This window comes from Neorhizobium turbinariae, assembly GCF_023223505.1.
In the GTDB taxonomy this organism is placed as follows: Bacteria; Pseudomonadota; Alphaproteobacteria; order Rhizobiales; family Rhizobiaceae; genus Neorhizobium; species Neorhizobium turbinariae.
Window position 1 is genome coordinate 85,653 of record NZ_JALPRY010000008.1, and the last position, 19,214, is coordinate 104,866.

The following is a 19,214-nucleotide window of genomic DNA, read 5'->3' on the forward strand; positions in this document are numbered from 1 at the left end:
GTCAACGTCTTTCCTTAAGGGCGGCTTCGTAGGCGGCGCGCGCTTGAGCAACTTCAGCGCGGGTCGAGACTTCCGGCACGGCGACATCCCACCAGTGCCCGCCACCTTCCGGGGTTGGATATGGATCGGTATCAATAACGATCACCGTTGGCACCTTCGCCTCGCGGGCGCCATTCAGCGCGGCCTCAAGATCCGCGATCGTCGATACCTTGAGGGCGTCCGCACCCATGGCGGCGGCGTGCGCAGCAAAGTCGATCTGCATCGGATTTGCCTGGTTGGTGTGCTCATAGAGATTGTTGAACTCGGCACCGCCGGTCGCCATCTGCAACCGGTTGATGCAGCCGTAGCCGCGATTGTCGGTGATCACGACGGTGATCTTGATGCCCATCGCAACCGCGGTCGCGAGTTCCGAGTTCATCATCATGTAGGAGCCGTCGCCGACCATCACGATCACGTCGCGATCGGGTTCGGCCATCTTGATGCCAAGCCCGCCGGCAATCTCGTATCCCATGCAGGAGAAGCCATATTCCATATGGTAGGAGAGCGGCTTTCCGGCCTTCCACAGTTGATGCAACTCGCCTGGCATCGTGCCCGCGGCACACATGACGACCGTGCTGTCGCGAGACGCGCGCTGGACGGCGCCGATCACCTGCATGTCTGTCGGCAGCAGGTTGCCGTCCGCCGGTGCAGCGGTCACCGCATCCGCCTTGGCGAACCAATCCTGTTTCAGCGCCTGATCGATGGCGGGGAATCGGTGGTCGCCGAGGGCCGCGCTGATCAGTTCCAGCCCGACCTTGGCATCGGACACGAGCGGGATAGCATCGTGTTTTGTGCTGTCATAAGGCTGGACGTTGAGCGACAGGATACGGCGGTCCGGGTTCTTGAAAAGCGCCCAGGAGCCTGTGGTGAAATCCTGGAAGCGGGTGCCGACGCCGATCACCAGATCAGCGTTCTCGCAGATTGCGTTGGCGCTGGCAGCACCCGTCACGCCGACGGGTCCGAAGTTTGTTTCATGATCCCAGGGCAGCGCCGACTTTCCAGCCTGCGTTTCGACCACCGGTATGTTGTGCTTGGTGGCGAAGGCTGTGAGGGTCTCCGTCGCATCGGAAAAATGCACGCCACCGCCGGCGACGATGACCGGATTCTTCGCCGCAAGGATCGCCTCAACCGCCCGTTTCAGTTCATTCTCGTCTGGCCGGGGCCGGCGCCAGTACCAGGTCTTCGGCTCGAAGAAGCTTTCGGGGTAGTCAAAGGCTTCCGCCTGCGTGTCCTGGCAGAAGGCAAGCGTCACCGGCCCGCAATCAGCCGGATCCATGAGCGTCCGGATGGCGCGAGGCAAAGCGGTAAGGAGATGTTCCGGGCGGCTGATACGGTCGAAGTAACGGCTGACGGGGCGGAAGCAATCGTTGACGGTCGCAAGTCCATCTCCAAAATCCTCGATCTGCTGCAGCACCGGGTCCGGCCCACGATTGGAAAAGACATCGCCCGGAATGAGAAGAACCGGCAGGCGGTTCACGTGTGCCAGCGCCGCCGCCGTCACCATGTTAACCGCGCCTGGCCCGATCGACGAGGTGACGGCCATGGCTCGCTTGCGACGCAACTGCTTTGCATAGGCGATCGCGGCATGCGCCATCGACTGTTCATTCTGGCCGCGATAGGTCGGCAGCTGGTCGCGGATGCCGGCCAATGCCTCGCCCATGCCGGCGACGTTGCCATGCCCGAAGATGGCCCAAACGCCTGCGAAGTATGGCACGCCCTCCTCCGTCATCTGGTTCGCCAGGTAACGCACCATCGCCTGCGCGGCGGTCAGTCTTACCGTCTTCATCAGCCGTTTCCTCCGCTCTTTGCCGCCGCCCGCGCCTTGTCCCAGACCCTACAGAGCTCGCGATACTTGCGTGCCATCTCGTCCACCGCCTGGTCGTCGCTGATCATGCCGGCAAACCATTGCCGCGCTGCATCGCCGAAGATCGTCCGGCCAACGGCAAAGCCCTTCACGAGATCAAAACGGGCCGCGGTGGCAAAACTTTCCTCAAGCTCCGACATCGGCGCATCGAGCCCAAGTACGACGATCCCACGGGTATTCGGATCATGTTTTGCGATCGCCGCACAGGCGTTCGCCCAGGCAGCCTCGCTTTTCATCGGCTCCAGCTTCCACCAGTCCGGATAGACGCCGATCTGGTAGAAACGCTCGATGATGTCCGCAACCGTGCGGTCATCGGTCGGCCCTACCTTGGACGGGATCACCTCCAGCAGCATTTCCAGCCGATTGCGGCGGGTGGCGGCGAACAACCGCTGCACAACCTCTTCCTGTTGCTCCCGCATCTCGGGCGGGTCTTCCGGATGATAGAAACACAGGACCTTGGCGACATTGTCCACCGGCCATTCGGTAATGCCACCGAGATCGACCCCGAGTTCCGGTTCCAGCGTCAGCGGCCGTGAACCTGGCCACTCGGTCGGCCGGCCGATCCACAGGCCCGTGCCGGTCGCCTTGTAGAGCGTCTCGCGCCCAAGTCGACCGTCGCAGAGAATGCCGAAACCCTGCTTGCCATCGGCAACATCGAGGGCAGCCTTCAGGCATAGCGACTTGAAGGCATCGATCCGCTCCGAGGTCTGTCCTGCCTCGTCGGCGATGGCTTCCAACTGCATGCGGTGGTCGAAGGCGAAGACCCGCAGCTCCGGCCAATCACCCGTCCGATTGGTCGACCAGTGCACCTGTTCAAGCGCTGCATCCTTGCGGAGTGCCTTGTCGCGGATGCCGGTGCGGAAGAAATACTGCAGTTCCTCCCAACTCGGATAGGCCGGGGTGCAGCCATGCCGCGATACGGCGAAGGCACCACAGGCGTTTGCATACTTCAGAGCCGTTGGCCAGTCTTCGCCCGTCAGCCAGCCCTTCAGGAGGCCAGCCATAAATCCGTCGCCGGCGCCCAGCACATTGAAGACCTCGATCGGGAAGCCCTGGCCGGTCTGGCCCTTGTCGAGGCTGTCCGGGATTTCGCCTTCGAAGACCACCGCACCCATTGGTCCACGCTTGCAGACCAACGTCGCCCCGGAAATCTTGCGCACGGCGTTCAACGCTTCGAGCGTATCGGTCGTGCCGCCCGCAATATGAAATTCTTCCTCCGTGCCAACGATGAGGTCGAACAGATGCAGCGTCGATTGCAGCTTGGCGGTTACCTTGCCGGACTCGATGAAGCGGCTTTCACCCGCCTCGTGCCCCGCAAGCCCCCAGAGATTGGGACGGTAGTCGATGTCTAACGCAGTGCGAGCACCGTTTTCGCGGGCAAGCCGCAGTGCCTTCATCACGGCCGCTTCGGTTTTTGGATGCGACAGATGAGTGCCAGTGGCGCAAACGCATCGCGCTTCTGCGATATAGGCGGGATCGATATCATCCTCGCAAAGCGCCATGTCAGCACAGTTCTCGCGATAGAAGATCAACGGGAATTGGTGCTGGTCGCGGATCCCGAGCAGCACGAGCGCCGTCAGACGCTCAGGATCAGTCTTGACGCCGCGAACGTCGACACCCTCGCGCACAAGCTGTTCGCGGATGAAACGACCCATGTGTTCTGCGCCGACCCGGGTGATCAACGCCGATTTAAGCCCAAGCCGCGCCGCGCCGGCCGCGATATTGGTGGGGGAGCCGCCGATATACTTGTTGAAGGAAGACATGTCCTCCAGGCGCCCGCCCACCTGCACGCCATAGAGATCCACGGATGAACGGCCGATGGTGATGAGATCAAGTGACGCCAACATATCCTCCCTGCGGCGGATGATGCCGCCGGATGCAAGCGACCGAACCTCCCCAGTCGCTTCACAAATGGATCATAAATTCCATTTTTTACGTTCGCAACACAAACGTTCACCGTGATCGCGCCGTGCCGACCGCAACTGAGAGTGTGATGGCGAGGCACAAGGTTGCCGATAGGGAGCGGAAGGCGCCGAAATCCACCTCGGAAACGGAAAGGGTGATCGCATCGAACCGCCTCAGCGGACTGACGATCGTATCGGTCATGGCAACGACCGGGATGCCACGCCTTCCAACTGCCTCCACCATCTCGATGGTTTCGGCCGCATAAGGGGAGAAGGTCACCGCAAGCAGCACATCATTCGGGCGGAGGGCGTTGCGGTTGTCGAGCCCACCCACTCCGGAATGCAGCATCGCTGGCACGTTCATCTTCTCGAACGCGTAAGCGATATAACTTGCCACTGGATAAGAGCGCCTGAGGCCGATGATGTGGATCATCTCCGCCTTCGCAAGCGCCGCCACCGCTACCTCCAGCGCCTTCGAGTCCACTGTCTTCAGGAGGTTCTCCAGCGAAACGCGACTGACATCCACGAATTCGGCAAGCAGCGCCGCAGGGCTGCCTTCTGCCTTTTCCCGCAGGTTCTTCAGCCTGGTGGAATAATCCGGCCAGCCGGCGGTGTAGGATTCCCGGAATAACCGCTGCATCTCCGAGAAGCCGGAGAACCCGAGGATGCGGCAAAAGCGCATGAAGGCCGACGGCTGCACACCCGCCCCATCCGCCAGTTCGGCTACCGTGGAGATCGCGATGCGGTCCTTGTTCGCTGCGACATATTCCGCGCATTGCCTCAGCCGCTTCGGCAGGCTTTCGGCCACATCCATCAGCCGCTCATCGAACTGCGCGATGCTGTCTGGCGCCCTCTCCTGCATTCCCCTACTCCCGCCGCCTTGACACAGATAAGGCTGCAATCTAGCAGAATGGAATTTCTATTCCAAACTTCAGTTTGGGCAGGGAGGAAATCATGGTTGTAAGATTGGCGCTTCTTGGCGCAGGCCGGATCGGCAAGGTGCATGCGCGCGCGATTGCGGAAGACAAGCGCGCGAAACTTGTCGCGGTTGTTGACGCCATGGCAGACGCGGCGCAAGCGATTGCCGACAGCACCGGCTGCAAGGTCAGCACAATCGAGGCTGTCGAAGCTGATGGTGACATCGACGCCGTGATCATCTGTACCCCGACCAACACCCATGCCGACCTCATCGAGCGCTTCGCCAAAGCCGGCAAGGCCGTCTTCTGTGAAAAGCCGATCGATCTCGACGTCGCGCGTGCCAAGGCTTGCGTGGAAGTCGTCCGCGAGACCGGCGCCAAGATCATGCTCGGCTTCAACCGACGTTTTGATCCGCATTTCCAAGCAGTGCGCAGGGCGATCGATGACGGCAAGATTGGCACGGTGGAGATGGTGACGATCACCAGTCGCGATCCGGGTCCGCCACCGGCTGAATATATCAAGGTGTCGGGCGGCATCTTCCGCGACATGACCATCCACGACTTCGACATGGCGCGCTTCCTGCTTGGCGAGGAGATCGAGACGGTCATGGCCTCGGGTTCCAACCTCGTCGACCCGAAAATCGGCGAACTCGGCGATTATGACAGCGCAAGCCTGATCCTGACCACGAAGAGCGGCAAGCAGGCCATCATCTCCAACTCGCGGCGCGCGAGCTATGGCTACGACCAGCGCATCGAGGTGCATGGATCGCTCGGTTCCGTAGCCGCCGAAAACCAGCGGCCGGTCTCGATCGAGATTGCCAACAAGGACGGCTACACGCGCCCGCCGCTGCATGATTTCTTCATGACGCGCTACACGGCGGCCTATGCTGCGGAGATCGCTGCCTTCATAGACTGCGTTACGAGCGGAACCGCTGCGTCACCCTCTGCCGAGGATGGTGTGGTTGCCTTGGCCTTGGCGGATGCAGCGCTTCGCGCCGCCAAGGAAGGCGTAGCGGTACGCGTCTCCTACTAGGATTTCGCCTCGCGGACGGAGCCGCGCCAGATCAACTGCGTCCCGAGCCGGTGCGAGTGGATCTCGACCGGCCCGTGGTCGCTCAGCCACTCCACCGCCCGCACGGCGATCTCTTCTACCGGCTGCGCAAAGGTCGTCAGCTGGTAGGATGACCATGCTGCCTGCTCGATGTTGTCGAAACCGATGACGCAGAGGTCTTCCGGTACAGCCAACTTGTAGCGGTGGCGCGCGACATCCATCACGCCGCAGGCAATCAGGTCGTTGGCGCAGAAGATGGCGTCCGGCGTGTGTTCCCGCTCCAGCAGGCGCTCGGCTAGAACCACGCCGCTCTGGTAGGTCGTTGATCCATAGCGTTCGACCGTCACCTCCAGCCCCTGCTCGCGCGCAGCGGCTTGAAATCCCACCTCGCGGGCCATCAGGCTCGGCGTCATCACTTCGGAATTGGCAAAGGCAAAGCTGCGGCAGCCAGCCTCCAGAAAGGCCGACAAGGCGCGACGTGCAGCCTCTTGATCATCGAGATTGATCATCAGGGCGCCATCCCGATCCTCATCGCGGTTGATCAACACCAGGCGCTGGCCGCTGCGCAGGCAGAGGTCTGTTATTGAGCGATCCGGCATGCCGGAGAGGATGATCGAGGCATCGGCACGGTAGCTGATGGCTTGCTTCAGGGCCTGGTCGACGCTGCTGTCGGAACGATCGGTGTTGATCAGCATCGCGACTTTCGACTGGCTCTGCAGCCGACGGGTGAGCGCCCGCACCAGGCTGGCGCGATACGGCGTATCCATCTCTGACACGATGAGGCAGACGATGCCGCTCTCGTTGCGCATCAAGCCGCGGGCGAGATGATTGACATGGTATCCGAGCTCGTGGGCAGCCTCCGTCACGCGCCGCCGCGTCTCCGCGGAAACGCTGGCACCCGGCGTAAAAGTCCTTGAAACAGCCGATCTCGAGACACCGGCTCGCTCCGCAACTTCCTTCGCGCTGACGTAGATCTTGCGGCTCATCGCCACCTCCCCGCCTGTTCATGCCGCCTTTTGCAAGCGAGTGCAACACAGAGATTAACCGCGGCCGTTAACAACGGTCGATTGAATCATGTTGACAACCAGAGCCATCACATGGAACGATTGCACACGCTTGCAAAGCGGGTGATGTGGAGGCGTCACCAACAACAGGGAGGAGAACACATGCGTCTTGCACTCATGGCAGCAACTGCGTTTGCGTCGGGTTTGGTGATGAATGCACCGGCATCCCGCGCAGCCGAGGAACTCAATCTTATTTGCTCTGCCGACGTCGTCATCTGCGAGATGCTTCAGCAGATGTTCCAGAAGGAAACCAGCATCCAGGTCAACATGGTGCGACTTTCTTCTGGTGAAACCTACGCGAAGATCCGCGCCGAAGCTCGCAACCCGAAGACTGACGTCTGGTGGGGCGGCACGGGCGACCCGCATCTGCAGGCAGCATCCGAAAACCTGACTTTGGAATACAAGTCGCCCATGCTTCCGGAACTTCAGGATTGGGCGCAGAAGCAGGCGGAAGCCTCCGGCTTCAAGACGGTCGGCGTTTATGCCGGCGCGCTTGGCTGGGGCTACAACACCGACATCTTCAAGCAGAAGAACTTCAAGGAGCCGAAGTGCTGGGCTGACCTCTTGGATCCATCGCTGAAGGGCGAAATCCAGATGGCAAACCCGAATTCTTCGGGCACGGCCTACACGGCGCTTGCAACGCTTGTTCAGATCATGGGCGAGGAAAAGGCCTACGAATATCTGAAGAAGCTCAACGACAACATTTCCCAGTACACCAAGTCTGGTTCGGCACCGGTGAAGGCAGCAGCGCGCGGCGAAACGGCTGTGGGTGTCGTCTTCATGCACGATGCTGTTTCGCAGGTGGTTGAAGGCTTCCCCGTCAAGTCTGTCGCACCGTGCGAGGGCACCGGTTACGAAATCGGCTCCATGTCGATCGTCAAGGGCGCCCGTAACCTGGAGAATGCCAAGAAATGGTACGACTGGGCTCTGAAGGCAGAGGTTCAGTCGCACATGAAGGACGCCAAGTCGTTCCAGCTCCCGTCGAACTCCAAGGCCGAGGTTCCGAAGGAAGCTCCGAAGTTTGAAGAGATCAAGCTGATTGACTACGACTTCGCCACCTACGGTGATCCCGCAACCCGCAAGAGGCTGCTGGAGCGTTGGGACCGGGAGATCGGCGCAAACGCCAACTAACGTTGTTTCATGGGTACCGCGCCGCCATTCGGTGGTGGCGCGGTACTGATCGTTTCTGCGCCCGAAAGCCCCGAACACCATGAACAATCGCAACCGAAGACTGAACCTCGTGCTGGCGATAGCCGTGGCAGCTGCGATCCTGCTGCCATGGTACCGGATCGAACGAGGTTTCTACTCCTTCTCGTGGCTGGGGGACTTCCCGCAAACGGATGCGACTGCGCCCGGTATTCTGCAGCTTTTCCTGCATGGCCGCTGGTGGCTCCTTGCGGTATTCGCGGCGCTTGCCGGGGCATTTGCTGCACGGTTTGTCACTGAACCGATGCGGCGTGGACGCCTGCTCGCTTGGGCGGGGGGAATCGGGATCTTCCTGCTTGCCCTTCAGGGATTGGCGATCGGCGCGACCGGCTGGACCTGGACAATCAGCGAGACCCTGTTCGGCCAACTTGCGAACGGGCAGCCTTCCATGGGCGCCGGCGCGGTCGTCACGGCATTCGCCTTCATCCTCATCTTTTCCTTTGGCCTTGCCGAGCAAGGCGTAATGCGCGGTGATGCTTTCGTCGTGTCGATCATCGCGCTGCTGATCTTCCTGGTCGCGATCTTTGTCTTCTACCCGATCGGCAGCATGTTCGTCGGCGCCTTCCAGGACTTCGACGGCTCGGTGAACTTCGACGGCTTCACACGCAGCATCACCGATCCCTCGATCTGGAGCCTTGACTGCGTGGTCGGCGGGCAGCGCTGCGGTGTCGCCTGGAGAACCTTCTTTCTTGCCATCATGACAGCCGCTGGGTCAACGGCGCTGGGGCTGGCTTTCGCACTTGTTGCCACGCGCACCCGCTTCCCGTTCAAGAAGGGCTTGCGCCTCCTTACCGTCTTGCCGATCATCACCCCGCCCTTTGTGATCGGCCTTGCCCTGACGTTGTTGTTCGGTCGTGCGGGTGTGGTCACCCAAGGCCTTTCCTCTCTCTTTGGCGTCGAGCCCAGCCGCTGGCTGTATGGCCTGACCGGCATCTGGATCGCGCAGGTGCTGTCATTTACGCCGATCTCCTTCCTCGTTCTGATCGGCGTCGTTGAAGGCGTCAGCCCCTCGATGGAAGAAGCATCGCAGACGCTGCATGCAAACCGCTGGCGCACCTTCTGGCGGGTGTCGCTTCCTCTTATGAAGCCCGGTATCGCCAACGCGTTCCTGATCGGCTTCATCGAAAGCATGGCGGACTTCGGCAACCCGCTGGTGCTTGGCGGCAGCCACGGAGTGCTGTCGACGGAAATCTTCTTCGCAGTCGTTGGCTCGCAGAACGACCCGGCGCGCGCCGCGGTCCTCGCCATGATCCTGCTCTGCTTCACGCTTTCGGCCTTCCTCGTGCAGCGGCTGTGGCTTGCCGGCAAGAACTTCGCGACCGTCACCGGCAAGGGTGACAGCGGCCAGCACATCTCGCTGCCACGCCCGCTCTCGATCGCCGTGCACATGGTCGTTATTCCGTGGATGATCTTCACGCTCGTGGTCTACGGCATGATCATCTTCGGCGGCTTCGTCAAAACCTGGGGCCTCGACAATACACTGACGCTGACCCACTACGCCAAGGCGTTCTCCGTTACCATCCGCGACGGCTCGATTGCCTGGACGGGTGTCGCCTGGAACTCCTTCTGGACGACGATGGAGATTGCGCTGATCTCGGCACCTCTCACCGCAATCGTCGGTCTGGCGACTGCTTATGTCATCGTGCGCCAGAAGTTCGTGGGCCGGAATCTGTTTGAGTTCGCGCTGATGATGAGCTTTGCCATCCCCGGCACGGTTATCGGCATCAGCTACATCATGGCCTTCAATCTGCCGCCGCTGGAAATGACCGGCACGGCCTTGATCCTCATCGCCTGCTTCGTGTTCCGGAACATGCCGGTGGGCGTTCGCGGCGGCGTTGCTGCCATGAGCCAGCTCGACAAGAGCCTCGACGAAGCGTCCATCACGCTTCGCGCAAACAGCTTCCGCACCATTACCAAGGTGATCCTTCCGCTGTTGCGACCGGCCATTACCGCGGCCCTCGTTTATTCGTTCGTCCGGGCAATTACTTCCATCAGCGCGGTAATCTTCCTCGTCAGCGCGGAATACAACATGGCCACCTCCTACATCGTCGGCCTCGTCGAGAACGGCGAATACGGCGTAGCGATCGCCTATTCTTCAATGCTGATCGTGGTGATGGTCGTCGTCATCCTGGCCTTCCAGTTGCTTGTCGGCGAACGAAGGCTGCGCCGCGAGAACCGTGTTGCCGGCCTCGCGAAACCTGAAGTGCCCGCGTTTTCACAGGAGAAGACCGCATGAATCCCAGTTCGGGCTCCGTCGTATTCCAGAACGTGCGCAAGACCTTCGGGGCGTTCACGGCGATCCATGACCTGACGCTGACGGTCGATCCGGGCACGCTCGTGACGCTGCTCGGGCCATCCGGCTGTGGCAAGACGACGACTTTGCGGATGCTGGCCGGTCTAGAACACCCAACAGCAGGGCGCATCATCATTGGCGGCAAAGATGTCACTATGCTGCCGGCGAACGAGCGCGATGTCTCGATGGTGTTTCAGTCCTACGCGCTGTTTCCGCACATGAACTCGCTGGAAAACGTCGCCTACGGCCTGCAGTCGTCGGGTATGAACAAGAAGGAGGCGCGGCAGAAGGCAGAGCATGGGCTGGAACTTGTTGGCCTTGCTGGTCTTGGCAACCGCCTTCCGGCTGAGCTTTCAGGTGGCCAGCAGCAGCGTGTCGCCGTTGCCCGCGCCCTTGTGCTCGAACCGCAGGTCCTGCTTCTCGACGAACCGCTCTCCAACCTCGACGCGCGGCTGCGCCGGCGTGTGCGCACCGAGATCCGCGACTTGCAGCAACGGCTGCAGTTCACTGCGGTCTATGTGACGCACGACCAGGACGAGGCGCTCGCCGTGTCTGACAAGATCGTGGTGATGAAAGACGGTGAGATCGCCCAGGAAGGGAGCCCACGGGATCTGTACGAGGCGCCGGCTTCCTCCTTCATCGCGGACTTCATCGGCGAGGCAAATGTCCTGCCCTGCGAAATCATCGATGTTTCGGGCGCTCAGGCGACCGTCTCTATTGAAGGACTCCAGCATGTTGTGCCCGCGCGCGGTGCACGGGCAGGTCGCGGCAAGCTTGCAGTGCGGCCGAGCGCCATCACCCTTGAACCCGCTGATGATGCAGCCTTCGCGGGCCGCATCAGCCACGCGGCCTATCTCGGCGACCACATCGAGTACGAAGCGGAAACAAGCGGCGGGACGCTTTTTGTCGTCGATCCCATGGTGGATCGGCCGCTATCGCCGGGAACACGCGTTTCCATTGGTCTCAAGACACGCGGCATCGCGTTGATCCTTGACTGAACGCCCCATCAGGAAGAACTGACATGACCTCATCAACGTCCACGCAGATTCTGGAGCGGCATGCTCTGGCAGAGAAGACCGCACGCGAAGCAGGCGCGGTCGCCTTCGATTATTTCCAGAAACGTGAATCGCTCGTTATTGAGACAAAGGCGGACCCTCAGGACGTCGTTTCGATCGCGGATCGGGACGTGGAGAATATCATTCGCGAGCGCGTGCTGAGCGCATTTCCGGAAGATGGTTTCCTTGGTGAGGAATACGGTCTTGCGGCGGGAAGTTCCGGTTACACCTGGGTGGTCGATCCGATCGACGGGACAAGCCCGTTCGTCAATGGGATGCCGAACTGGTGTGTGTCGATTGCGGTACTGCATGAGCAGAAGCCGGTTGTCGGCGTCATCCATGTTCCTTGTGCGGATGAGCTTTATTCGGCCGCCGAAGGGCAAGGCGCGCGCCTCAACGGGGTCGCTCTTTCGATTGCCGCCCACAAGACGATTCGCAACACGCCAACCGGGATAGGAGCCAATCACCACGTCTCTCCGGAGGTTGTTGGCAAAATTATTTCCGATCTTATGGAGAGCGGCGGAAACTTCCTGCGGCTTGGTTCGGGAGCGCTAATGCTCGCTTACGTCGCAGCCGGTCGCCTTGTTGGGTATTACGAACCTTATATGCACGCTTGGGATTGCCTCGGCGGATACTGCATCGTACAGGAGGCCGGAGGATGGCACCTGCCATTCCCGGTTGAAGGGGAGCGGCTGACCAAGGGAGCGCCCGTGCTCGCAGCCGGACCCGGCGCGGTGGAGGACATCAAACGTATTGCAGGGCTCACGTCGAAGGACGTTGCAGCCGCATAATTCGCATTCGGTCGTGACGTTCGTCGAAACGCGCGACCGCTACAGAGGGATTTTGAATACCTCTGTCATCATGGAAAAGGGAGGAAAACGTCCATGAAAATAGCCTTAGCCTCGGCAATCACTGCCGCCACGTCCCTGCTGATGGCGTCCAGCGCCATGGCTGTGACCGAAATCCAGTGGTGGCACGCTATGACCGGCGCCAACAACGAAGTGGTCGAGCAGCTTGCCAAGGAGTTCAACGAAGCTCACAAGGACTACAAGATCGTTCCGGTCTTCAAGGGCAGCTATCCTGAAACGCTGAACGCCGGCATTGCTGCATTCCGTGCAAAGCAGCCGCCGACGATCATCCAGGTCTTCGACGTGGGCACCGGCGTCATGATGGGCGCTGAAGGCGCCATCGTTCCGGTTGCAGACGTCCTGACACAGGGCGGCTTCAAGTTCGACAAGTCACAGTACCTGCCGGGCATCGTTGCTTATTATTCGAAGCCGGATGGCACCATGCTGTCCTTCCCGTACAACTCGTCTTCGCCGATCATGTACTACAACAAGGACGTCTTCCAGAAGGCTGGCCTTGATGCAGAAAACCCGCCGAAGACCTGGCCGGAAGTTTTTGAAGCAGCCAAGAAGATCAAGACCAGCGGTGCTGCACAGTGTGGCATGACCTCCACCTGGCTCACCTGGATCCAGACCGAAAACTTTGCCGCCTGGAACAACGTGTCCTACGGTAGCAACGAGAACGGTCTGGCCGGCACGGATGTGAAGCTCGCCTTCAACTCCGATATCTTCGTGAAGCACTTCGAGTCGATCGCTGCCCTCGCCAAGGACGGCACGTTCCGCTACGGCGGCCGCACGTCGGAAGCCAAGCAGCTTTTCACCTCCGGCGAATGCGCTATCCTGACGGAATCCTCCGGCGGTCTCGGGGACATCGTCAAGAGCGGCATGAACTACGGTATCGGCCAGCTTCCTTATTACGAAGGCGAAGGCCGTCCGCAGAACACCACCCCGGGCGGCGCCAGCCTCTGGGTTTTTGCTGGCAAGAGCGATGCCGAATACAAGGGCACCGCTGAGTTCTTCAACTTCCTCTCGCAGACCGAGATCCAGGCTCGCCTGCACCAGGTGTCGGGTTATCTCCCGGTCACGCTCGCTGCCTACGAGGAAACCAAGAAGTCCGGCTTCTATGAAAAGAACCCGGGCCGCGAGACTCCGATCTCGCAGATGATGGGCAAGGCACCGACGGAAAATTCCAAGGGTGTACGTCTGGTCAACCTGCCACAGGTGCGCGACATCTTGAACGAGGAATTCGAAGCCATGCTTGCTGGCAAGCAGGACGCGAAGGCCGCCTTGGACAAGGCTGTCGAACGAGGCAACGCTGCCATCCAGCAGGCGATCGGAAGGTAATCGCCTTGGATCACCCGCGTCTCTGGCGCGGGTGATCCACCCGCATTCCAACGGAGCCTGCCCGTGCAAACAGTCGTCTTTCCCAACAAAATACTTCCCTATTTTCTCGTTGCCCCGCAAATCATCCTGACCGTCGTGTTTTTCTTCTGGCCCGCAAGCCAGGCCCTATATCAGTCGACGATGCGGGAAGATCCTTTCGGTCTGCAGAGCGCCTTTGTGGGACTGGCGAACTTCTCCGCCATATTCGCAGATCAAAACTATCTGCATTCGCTTCAGGTGACGGTTGTCTTCAGCCTCGCGACTGCGTTGCTTTCCATGGGCGTGGCCTTGCTGCTGGCCACCGCGGCAGACCTTGTTGTTCGCGGCAAGGGCTTCTACCGCACCATGATGATTATCCCCTATGCTGTCGCGCCCGCGGTCGCCGGCATGCTCTGGCTCTTCATGTTCAACCCGGCCATGGGCACCCTTGCCTATCTCCTGAGGCGCAATGGCATCGCATGGGATCCGCTTCTGAACGGTGATCAGGCCATGACCCTTGTGGTTGTTGCCGCAGCCTGGAAGCAGATCAGCTACAATTTCCTCTTCTTCGTCGCCGGCTTGCAGGCCATTCCGAAGTCACTGCTCGAGGCAGCGGCAATTGATGGCGCGCGTGGCATGCGGCGTTTCTGGACGATCGTTTTCCCGCTTTTGGCGCCCACGACCTTCTTCCTGCTCGTCGTCAACACCGTCTACGCCTTCTTCGACACTTTCGGCATCATTCACGCCGTGACAGGCGGCGGCCCGGCCAAGGCGACGGAAACGCTTGTCTACAAGGTCTATAACGACGGTTTCGTGAACCTGAACCTCGGCTCCTCGGCTGCCCAGTCCGTCGTGCTGATGGTGATCGTCATCGCCCTGACCGCCTTCCAGTTCCGCTTTGTCGAGCGGCGCGTTCATTACGGTTGAGGTGGAACAATGATTGAAAACCGGCCACTGGCGACCTTCACGGCACATATGATGCTGATCATCGGCATCATCATCGTCGCCTTCCCGATCTACTATACCTTCATCGCCTCCACGGCGACGTCGACGGATATCATCCGCCCACCGCTGGCGTTGGTGCCGGGCGGCCATATGATGGAGAACTACAAGGAGTCGATCTCCGGCGGCGTCGAGCGCGTTGTCGGCGTCAGCCTCGAGCGCCTGCTGTTCAACAGCTTCGTCGTCGCCATGGCGATTGCGATTGGCAAGATCATCATCTCCTTCCTGTCCGCCTTTGCGATCGTCTTCTTCCGCTTCCCGTTCCGCATGATCTTCTTCTGGATGATCTTCGTGACGCTGATGCTGCCGGTCGAGGTGCGCATCCTGCCGACCTACAAGGTCATCGTGGATCTTGGTCTCCTGAACACCTATGCCGGTTTGACGCTGCCGCTAATGGCTTCGGCAACGGCGACCTTCCTGTTTCGGCAGTTCTTCCTCACCATTCCTGGTGAAATGGTCGAGGCCGCCCGGATCGACAATGCAGGACCATTCCGCTTCATGCGGGATATCCTGCTGCCGCTCTCGACCACCAATATCGCGGCGCTGTTCGTGATCCTCTTCATCTATGGCTGGACACAGTATCTTTGGCCGCTGCTCGTGACCGACAGGGCAGAGATGAACACGATCATCATCGGCTTGCGCCGCATGGTCGACTTTGCAGACGCGTCGACCCCCTGGAATTACGTCATGGTGACTGCGATCCTGGCGATCATCCCCCCCGTCATCGTGGTGGTGTTGATGCAGCGCTGGTTCGTCAAAGGATTAGTGGAGACTGAAAAGTAATGGCAACTATCGAACTCAAGGATGTCCGCAAAGTCTATGCCGGCGGCGTCGAGGCGATCAAAGGCGTCTCGCTGGACATCGAAGATGGCGAAATGATCGTTCTCGTCGGCCCATCGGGCTGCGGGAAGTCGACGCTGCTGCGCATGGTTGCCGGACTGGAGAGCATCTCGTCTGGCGAGGTAACGATCGCGGGCAAGCGCGTCAACGACTTGGAACCCGCTGAGCGTGACATTGCGATGGTGTTCCAGAACTACGCCCTGTACCCGCATATGACAGTGCGGCAGAACCTTGCTTACGGCTTGAAGAACCGCAACACGTCGAAGGACGAGATCGACCGACGCATCACGGAAGCCGCACGTGCGCTGGAGATCGAGCCTTTCCTTGAGCGCAAGCCGCGCCAACTCTCGGGCGGCCAGCGTCAGCGCGTCGCGATGGGACGTGCGATCGTGCGCAAGCCCGCAGCCTTCCTGTTCGACGAACCTTTGTCGAACCTCGACGCGAAGCTGCGCGTCCAGATGCGGGTGGAAATTCGCCGCCTGCAGCGTTCGCTTGCAACGACCTCGATTTACGTCACGCACGACCAGATGGAAGCGATGACGCTGGCGGATAGGCTTGTCGTGCTGAACGCGGGGCGGATCGAGCAGGTCGGAACGCCCATTGAACTTTACGAAAAGCCGGCAACCACCTTCGTTGCTACCTTCATTGGTTCGCCGTCCATGAACCTGATGAAGCTTGGCAATGGCTCCGGCTGGAATATTCCGGCAGGAGCAGGCCTGCCGCAGCAGGCCGTGACGATCGGCATCCGCCCAGAAGACCTTATCGTCGCCTCGGGAGATATGGCGGGACAGCTTGCCGCAGAGGTTCAGGTTGTCGCCGTCGAACTGGTGGGGGCCGAAAGCTACGTCCATGCGAACATCGCGGATGGCAGCCCGATCGTCTTTCGCGTTGCCGGGCGCTCCGGCATCCAGATCGGCGAGAAGATGACACTGACGGCCGATCCAAGCCGCTTCCATCTCTTTGATAAAGATGGGAAGCGCACTGCCGCCTAATGCTTGTGGGCGAGCGTCTTCAGTGGGCGCTCGCCTTCCACGACTGCATCGTGTTCCAAGCGGAACCTCGGGGTTGCTCATGTGTTTCTAAGCCAGATCTGGAGGATAACACATGGCGCCGCAGAAAAGCCCCGCAGTTGTAGCACTTGAACAGGAACAGGCCGCGCAAAACCGCCTGCCGGCGGATGCCGAGCTCGACAAGGGCTTGAAGGACACCTTCCCCGCATCCGACCCGGTTTCAACCACACGCACTTCCATTCCGACGGGCGCAGGCCCTGCAGAATCGAACATTGATGAAAGCCCACGTGTCGCCGAAGCGTTGGCCGCCTCTGGTGATACTAGTTCTTATGAAGGCTCAGCCACCGAAGCATCCGAGGAAGTGCAGGCTCTTCGCCGCGAAGTCGCCCGCCTCCGCGAAAGCGCTGCGGAAATCGGTTATGCTTCCGTGCGGGTGGCGCAGTCTGAAGCGGAGGTCGTGCTGGATGATGTTCGGGACCGGGTTCGAAAGCGCCCGCTGGCAGCCGTGGGCATTGCAGCACTGATTGGCTACATCTGGGGACTAACCCGATAAGAAGCGCGAGGTCGCGGAGCCCTGGTTTCGCGACCTTCCCGTTAGACGCATCACGGGTCGCTGTAGCCGGCCGCCCGTATGTGGACCTCCAGGCCCGTGGGATCTTGCGAGAAGATGAGTGCACCCGACGCGCTCGAGCCAGCTGGCACATAATCGAAAGTCGTCTCGGCACCTTCCACGGTCCCGTCTGCATTCCTCGCCTCTCCGCGTACATTGACGGCAGCTGCGGTTTTCGTCGAGGTGTTGGTAATGTCGAAGCGGATGCGATAGCCGGCGCTCGTCCGCTCCGCCGGCTTGGCCTCGATCGTGAAATCCGGCGGCGCCTGTTCCTTGGTAACCGCGTCATACCCGACCGAGCCGATCAGTCCCAGTACAAGAAGAGCGGAAACCACCCCGGTCGCCCATTCGATCCAGTGTGGTTCTTGCGTTTCGATATTTGGTTCGGGTCTCTTGGACATGAACAACTCGCTACAGAATAAGACGGGCAGCCGCGGCGCCGATCGCGCCGGGGAATGACAACACGATCGTCGCCATCAGCACCTGCATCATGGCGGTGTCATCGAGCCTCCCAAAGGTCCACAGGACATAGAGGCTGATCACCATCGCGACGACATAGCCAGGAAGCGTGAAGCGGATCAGCGCGTGCCACCACGGCGTATCCGGCGGCAGCTCGTGTGAACCCTTGAACGCTACGGCATAAACAAAGCCATGCATGATGAGGATCGAGACCACCACGCAAGCGAGCGCGTGGAAACCCGACATCTTGTAGGCGATCAGGATGATCTCTTCCGTCGGCGCGACGTTGAGGTTGAGGAACAGTGCGCCGACCGCCATGAGGAACAGTTCATGACTGTAGCTGGACGACAACGTTCCGGAGTCGGCCTCGCCTCCCTCGTCCTCCTCCTCATCATCGCTGCCGCTATCGCCCCCGCCTTGCAGTTGGGCGCGGCCGAGCAACGCTCCGATACTGGCCGGAACAGCCTGAATGGCAACCTTCCCCACCACGGCTGATAGAGACAGCTCAGGTCTGAGATCGGCAAAAAGAAGCAGGACGGCTGCGCTGATGAAGATCGCCAGCGCGTAGGCGGTCACGGCATCACGCAGTGCCTGGAGCCAGCCGGTGGTTTTCTCGAAGCCGATCCGCCGGGCGAGAAGGATGAGAAGCGGAATGTTGACGAGCAGAAGAAGCAGAAGCCGGCTTCTATCGATGTAGAAGCCCATCTGCCAGAGTTCCATCGTCATCAACATGGGAACACCAAACAGCAGCGCTCCAGCTGCGCCGCGTGCCAGTCCAACTATGAATTGACGAGGATCATCCGTCCTTTGTCCGAATTTGGCTGCAGTCCCCAAGATGGTCTCCGCCCATAAGCGGAGGCCAACTCCCAACTGGCCAAAATGTTCCCAAGCGTATAGTTGTTCCCTATCGATCGAATAGGTCTTGCCACTGTTTTTCGCCAATCATGCAATCCGAGGTCGGCTGGTTTGCGACCTTCCGGATGAGCGGGGTTGGGCTGACTCCGCTGATCTCCAGCACCAGTTTGCGCCGCACCGCAGTGGCGAAGTCCTCGATCTTGTGCACCGGGAGCACGAATGATCCCGGGCCGCCTGTCACGCAGTCGGCGTAGTACTTGTCCAGCCCACCTGTTGCTCCGGACGGGCGCAGCATCAGCGCCAGACCATTGATGACGATGCCTGCTTCAACGGCCTTGTCACGCGCGGGGACCACGGGATTGCCGGCGTTGTTCGGGCCGTCGCCCGACACGTCGATCACCTGGCGCATGCCCCTGTAGGGGCTCGACACGATCATGGTTGCGCCTTGTGCGATTGCGGCGGAGATTGATGTGCGGCGTTGCGTATCGATCGGCCGCGCCTCCAGCCTTGCAGCGAAGGCCGCTGCGTCCTGCTCCGTTTCGATCACCGTCCAGTCGACGACCGATCCCGGTACGATGTCGCCTGCCCATTCGAAATAGCTGATCGCGATGCGCCCGACGAGGCCACCTCTGACCGCCTCGATGAACTCTTTATGCCGCAGCGCGTCGAGATAACCCTGCCTCTGGATGCGCGCTTCTTCATAATCCATGGAACGGGAGGTATCGACTGCCAGGACGAGTTCGACGTCCACTTCACCGCTAGCTTGTTGTGCAACCATGGGCAATGGCGCTGCAGTCAAGCTGAGGAGCATCGCGAGTGTATTAAGCATGAGCAACCC

At 60.4% G+C, this 19,214-nt stretch carries 17 protein-coding genes; 10 read left to right on the plus strand and 7 right to left on the minus strand.

Features of this window, described 5'->3' with window-relative positions; translation table 11 throughout:
* Window position 1: 1 nt before the first annotated feature.
* From iolD to M0654_RS07035, 3 genes are all read right to left on the minus strand, one after another.
* On the minus strand, window positions 2-1,825 hold the full coding sequence (iolD, locus tag M0654_RS07025) for a 3D-(3,5/4)-trihydroxycyclohexane-1,2-dione acylhydrolase (decyclizing) (protein WP_248682449.1): 1,824 nt from the start codon (window positions 1,823-1,825) through the stop codon (window positions 2-4).
* Window positions 1,825-3,750 (minus strand): bifunctional 5-dehydro-2-deoxygluconokinase/5-dehydro-2-deoxyphosphogluconate aldolase, encoded by a 1,926-nt coding sequence (locus M0654_RS07030; protein WP_248682450.1) that lies wholly within the window; start codon window positions 3,748-3,750, stop codon window positions 1,825-1,827. Before M0654_RS07030 ends, iolD begins: the two co-directional genes overlap by 1 nt.
* Before the next feature lie 106 nt (window positions 3,751-3,856).
* Complete coding sequence (locus M0654_RS07035; RefSeq protein ID WP_248682451.1) at window positions 3,857-4,669, minus strand: MurR/RpiR family transcriptional regulator; 813 nt, start codon at window positions 4,667-4,669, stop codon at window positions 3,857-3,859.
* A gap of 92 nt (window positions 4,670-4,761) precedes the next feature.
* Between M0654_RS07035 and iolG the strand changes: the two genes are divergently transcribed.
* Window positions 4,762-5,757: an inositol 2-dehydrogenase gene (gene iolG / locus M0654_RS07040; protein ID WP_248682452.1), complete on the plus strand. Its 996-nt coding sequence runs from the start codon at window positions 4,762-4,764 to the stop codon at window positions 5,755-5,757.
* Here iolG and M0654_RS07045 read toward each other — a convergent pair.
* Entirely contained in the window at window positions 5,754-6,761 is a 1,008-nt protein-coding gene (locus M0654_RS07045; protein ID WP_248682453.1) for a LacI family DNA-binding transcriptional regulator, read from the minus strand. The genes iolG and M0654_RS07045 overlap by 4 nt on opposite strands.
* Before the next feature lie 180 nt (window positions 6,762-6,941).
* Here M0654_RS07045 and M0654_RS07050 point away from each other — a divergent pair, with 180 nt between their 5' ends.
* The 9 genes from M0654_RS07050 (at window position 6,942) to M0654_RS07090 (ending at window position 17,005) form a co-directional block, all read left to right on the plus strand.
* Window positions 6,942-7,970, plus strand: a complete 1,029-nt coding sequence (locus M0654_RS07050; protein WP_248682454.1) for an ABC transporter substrate-binding protein — start codon at window positions 6,942-6,944, stop codon at window positions 7,968-7,970.
* A gap of 79 nt (window positions 7,971-8,049) precedes the next feature.
* On the plus strand, window positions 8,050-10,281 hold the full coding sequence (locus M0654_RS07055; RefSeq protein ID WP_248682455.1) for an ABC transporter permease: 2,232 nt from the start codon (window positions 8,050-8,052) through the stop codon (window positions 10,279-10,281).
* Window positions 10,278-11,336, plus strand: a complete 1,059-nt coding sequence (locus tag M0654_RS07060; protein ID WP_118852731.1) for an ABC transporter ATP-binding protein — start codon at window positions 10,278-10,280, stop codon at window positions 11,334-11,336. The genes M0654_RS07055 and M0654_RS07060 overlap by 4 nt, the downstream gene beginning before the upstream one ends.
* A 23-nt stretch (window positions 11,337-11,359) precedes the next feature.
* Window positions 11,360-12,184 (plus strand): inositol monophosphatase family protein, encoded by an 825-nt coding sequence (locus M0654_RS07065; protein WP_248682456.1) that lies wholly within the window; start codon window positions 11,360-11,362, stop codon window positions 12,182-12,184.
* A gap of 93 nt (window positions 12,185-12,277) precedes the next feature.
* A complete protein-coding gene (gene ugpB, locus M0654_RS07070) occupies window positions 12,278-13,582 on the plus strand; it encodes a sn-glycerol-3-phosphate ABC transporter substrate-binding protein UgpB (protein ID WP_282571562.1) in 1,305 nt (434 codons plus the stop codon).
* Between the two features lie 63 nt (window positions 13,583-13,645).
* On the plus strand, window positions 13,646-14,527 hold the full coding sequence (gene ugpA / locus M0654_RS07075; protein ID WP_118852734.1) for a sn-glycerol-3-phosphate ABC transporter permease UgpA: 882 nt from the start codon (window positions 13,646-13,648) through the stop codon (window positions 14,525-14,527).
* Between the two features lie 9 nt (window positions 14,528-14,536).
* A complete protein-coding gene (gene ugpE / locus M0654_RS07080) occupies window positions 14,537-15,385 on the plus strand; it encodes a sn-glycerol-3-phosphate ABC transporter permease UgpE (protein ID WP_118852735.1) in 849 nt (282 codons plus the stop codon).
* On the plus strand, window positions 15,385-16,434 hold the full coding sequence (locus tag M0654_RS07085) for a sn-glycerol-3-phosphate import ATP-binding protein UgpC (protein WP_248682457.1): 1,050 nt from the start codon (window positions 15,385-15,387) through the stop codon (window positions 16,432-16,434). Before ugpE ends, M0654_RS07085 begins: the two co-directional genes overlap by 1 nt.
* Window positions 16,435-16,546: 112 nt before the next feature.
* Window positions 16,547-17,005, plus strand: coding sequence for a hypothetical protein (locus M0654_RS07090; RefSeq protein ID WP_248682458.1), 459 nt, complete (start codon window positions 16,547-16,549; stop codon window positions 17,003-17,005).
* A 50-nt stretch (window positions 17,006-17,055) separates the two neighbouring features.
* Here M0654_RS07090 and M0654_RS07095 read toward each other — a convergent pair whose 3' ends face one another.
* The 3 genes from M0654_RS07095 to M0654_RS07105 form a co-directional block, all read right to left on the minus strand.
* Window positions 17,056-17,463: a TIGR02588 family protein gene (locus M0654_RS07095; protein ID WP_248682459.1), complete on the minus strand. Its 408-nt coding sequence runs from the start codon at window positions 17,461-17,463 to the stop codon at window positions 17,056-17,058.
* A 10-nt stretch (window positions 17,464-17,473) separates the two neighbouring features.
* Window positions 17,474-18,358 carry a TIGR02587 family membrane protein gene (locus M0654_RS07100; RefSeq protein ID WP_390919809.1) on the minus strand — a complete coding sequence of 295 codons (885 nt, stop codon included), beginning with the start codon at window positions 18,356-18,358 and terminating at the stop codon, window positions 17,474-17,476.
* 67 nt (window positions 18,359-18,425) lie between these two features.
* Window positions 18,426-19,205, minus strand: coding sequence for a DUF1194 domain-containing protein (locus M0654_RS07105; RefSeq protein ID WP_248682461.1), 780 nt, complete (start codon window positions 19,203-19,205; stop codon window positions 18,426-18,428).
* Between the last annotated feature and the right edge of the window lie 9 nt (window positions 19,206-19,214).

Bases quoted from the DNA above. Each gene is read 5' to 3' on its own strand.
- iolD (WP_248682449.1), bottom strand. From the start codon at position 1,825: ATGAAGACGGTAAGACTGACCGCCGCGCAGGCGATGGTGCGTTACCTG.
- M0654_RS07030 (WP_248682450.1), bottom strand. From the start codon at position 3,750: ATGTTGGCGTCACTTGATCTCATCACCATCGGCCGTTCATCCGTGGAT.
- M0654_RS07035 (WP_248682451.1), bottom strand. From the start codon at position 4,669: ATGCAGGAGAGGGCGCCAGACAGCATCGCGCAGTTCGATGAGCGGCTG.
- iolG (WP_248682452.1), top strand. From the start codon at position 4,762: ATGGTTGTAAGATTGGCGCTTCTTGGCGCAGGCCGGATCGGCAAGGTG.
- M0654_RS07045 (WP_248682453.1), bottom strand. From the start codon at position 6,761: ATGAGCCGCAAGATCTACGTCAGCGCGAAGGAAGTTGCGGAGCGAGCC.
- M0654_RS07050 (WP_248682454.1), top strand. From the start codon at position 6,942: ATGCGTCTTGCACTCATGGCAGCAACTGCGTTTGCGTCGGGTTTGGTG.
- M0654_RS07055 (WP_248682455.1), top strand. From the start codon at position 8,050: ATGAACAATCGCAACCGAAGACTGAACCTCGTGCTGGCGATAGCCGTG.
- M0654_RS07060 (WP_118852731.1), top strand. From the start codon at position 10,278: ATGAATCCCAGTTCGGGCTCCGTCGTATTCCAGAACGTGCGCAAGACC.
- M0654_RS07065 (WP_248682456.1), top strand. From the start codon at position 11,360: ATGACCTCATCAACGTCCACGCAGATTCTGGAGCGGCATGCTCTGGCA.
- ugpB (WP_282571562.1), top strand. From the start codon at position 12,278: ATGAAAATAGCCTTAGCCTCGGCAATCACTGCCGCCACGTCCCTGCTG.
- ugpE (WP_118852735.1), top strand. From the start codon at position 14,537: ATGATTGAAAACCGGCCACTGGCGACCTTCACGGCACATATGATGCTG.
- M0654_RS07085 (WP_248682457.1), top strand. From the start codon at position 15,385: ATGGCAACTATCGAACTCAAGGATGTCCGCAAAGTCTATGCCGGCGGC.
- M0654_RS07090 (WP_248682458.1), top strand. From the start codon at position 16,547: ATGGCGCCGCAGAAAAGCCCCGCAGTTGTAGCACTTGAACAGGAACAG.
- M0654_RS07095 (WP_248682459.1), bottom strand. From the start codon at position 17,463: ATGTCCAAGAGACCCGAACCAAATATCGAAACGCAAGAACCACACTGG.
- M0654_RS07105 (WP_248682461.1), bottom strand. From the start codon at position 19,205: ATGCTTAATACACTCGCGATGCTCCTCAGCTTGACTGCAGCGCCATTG.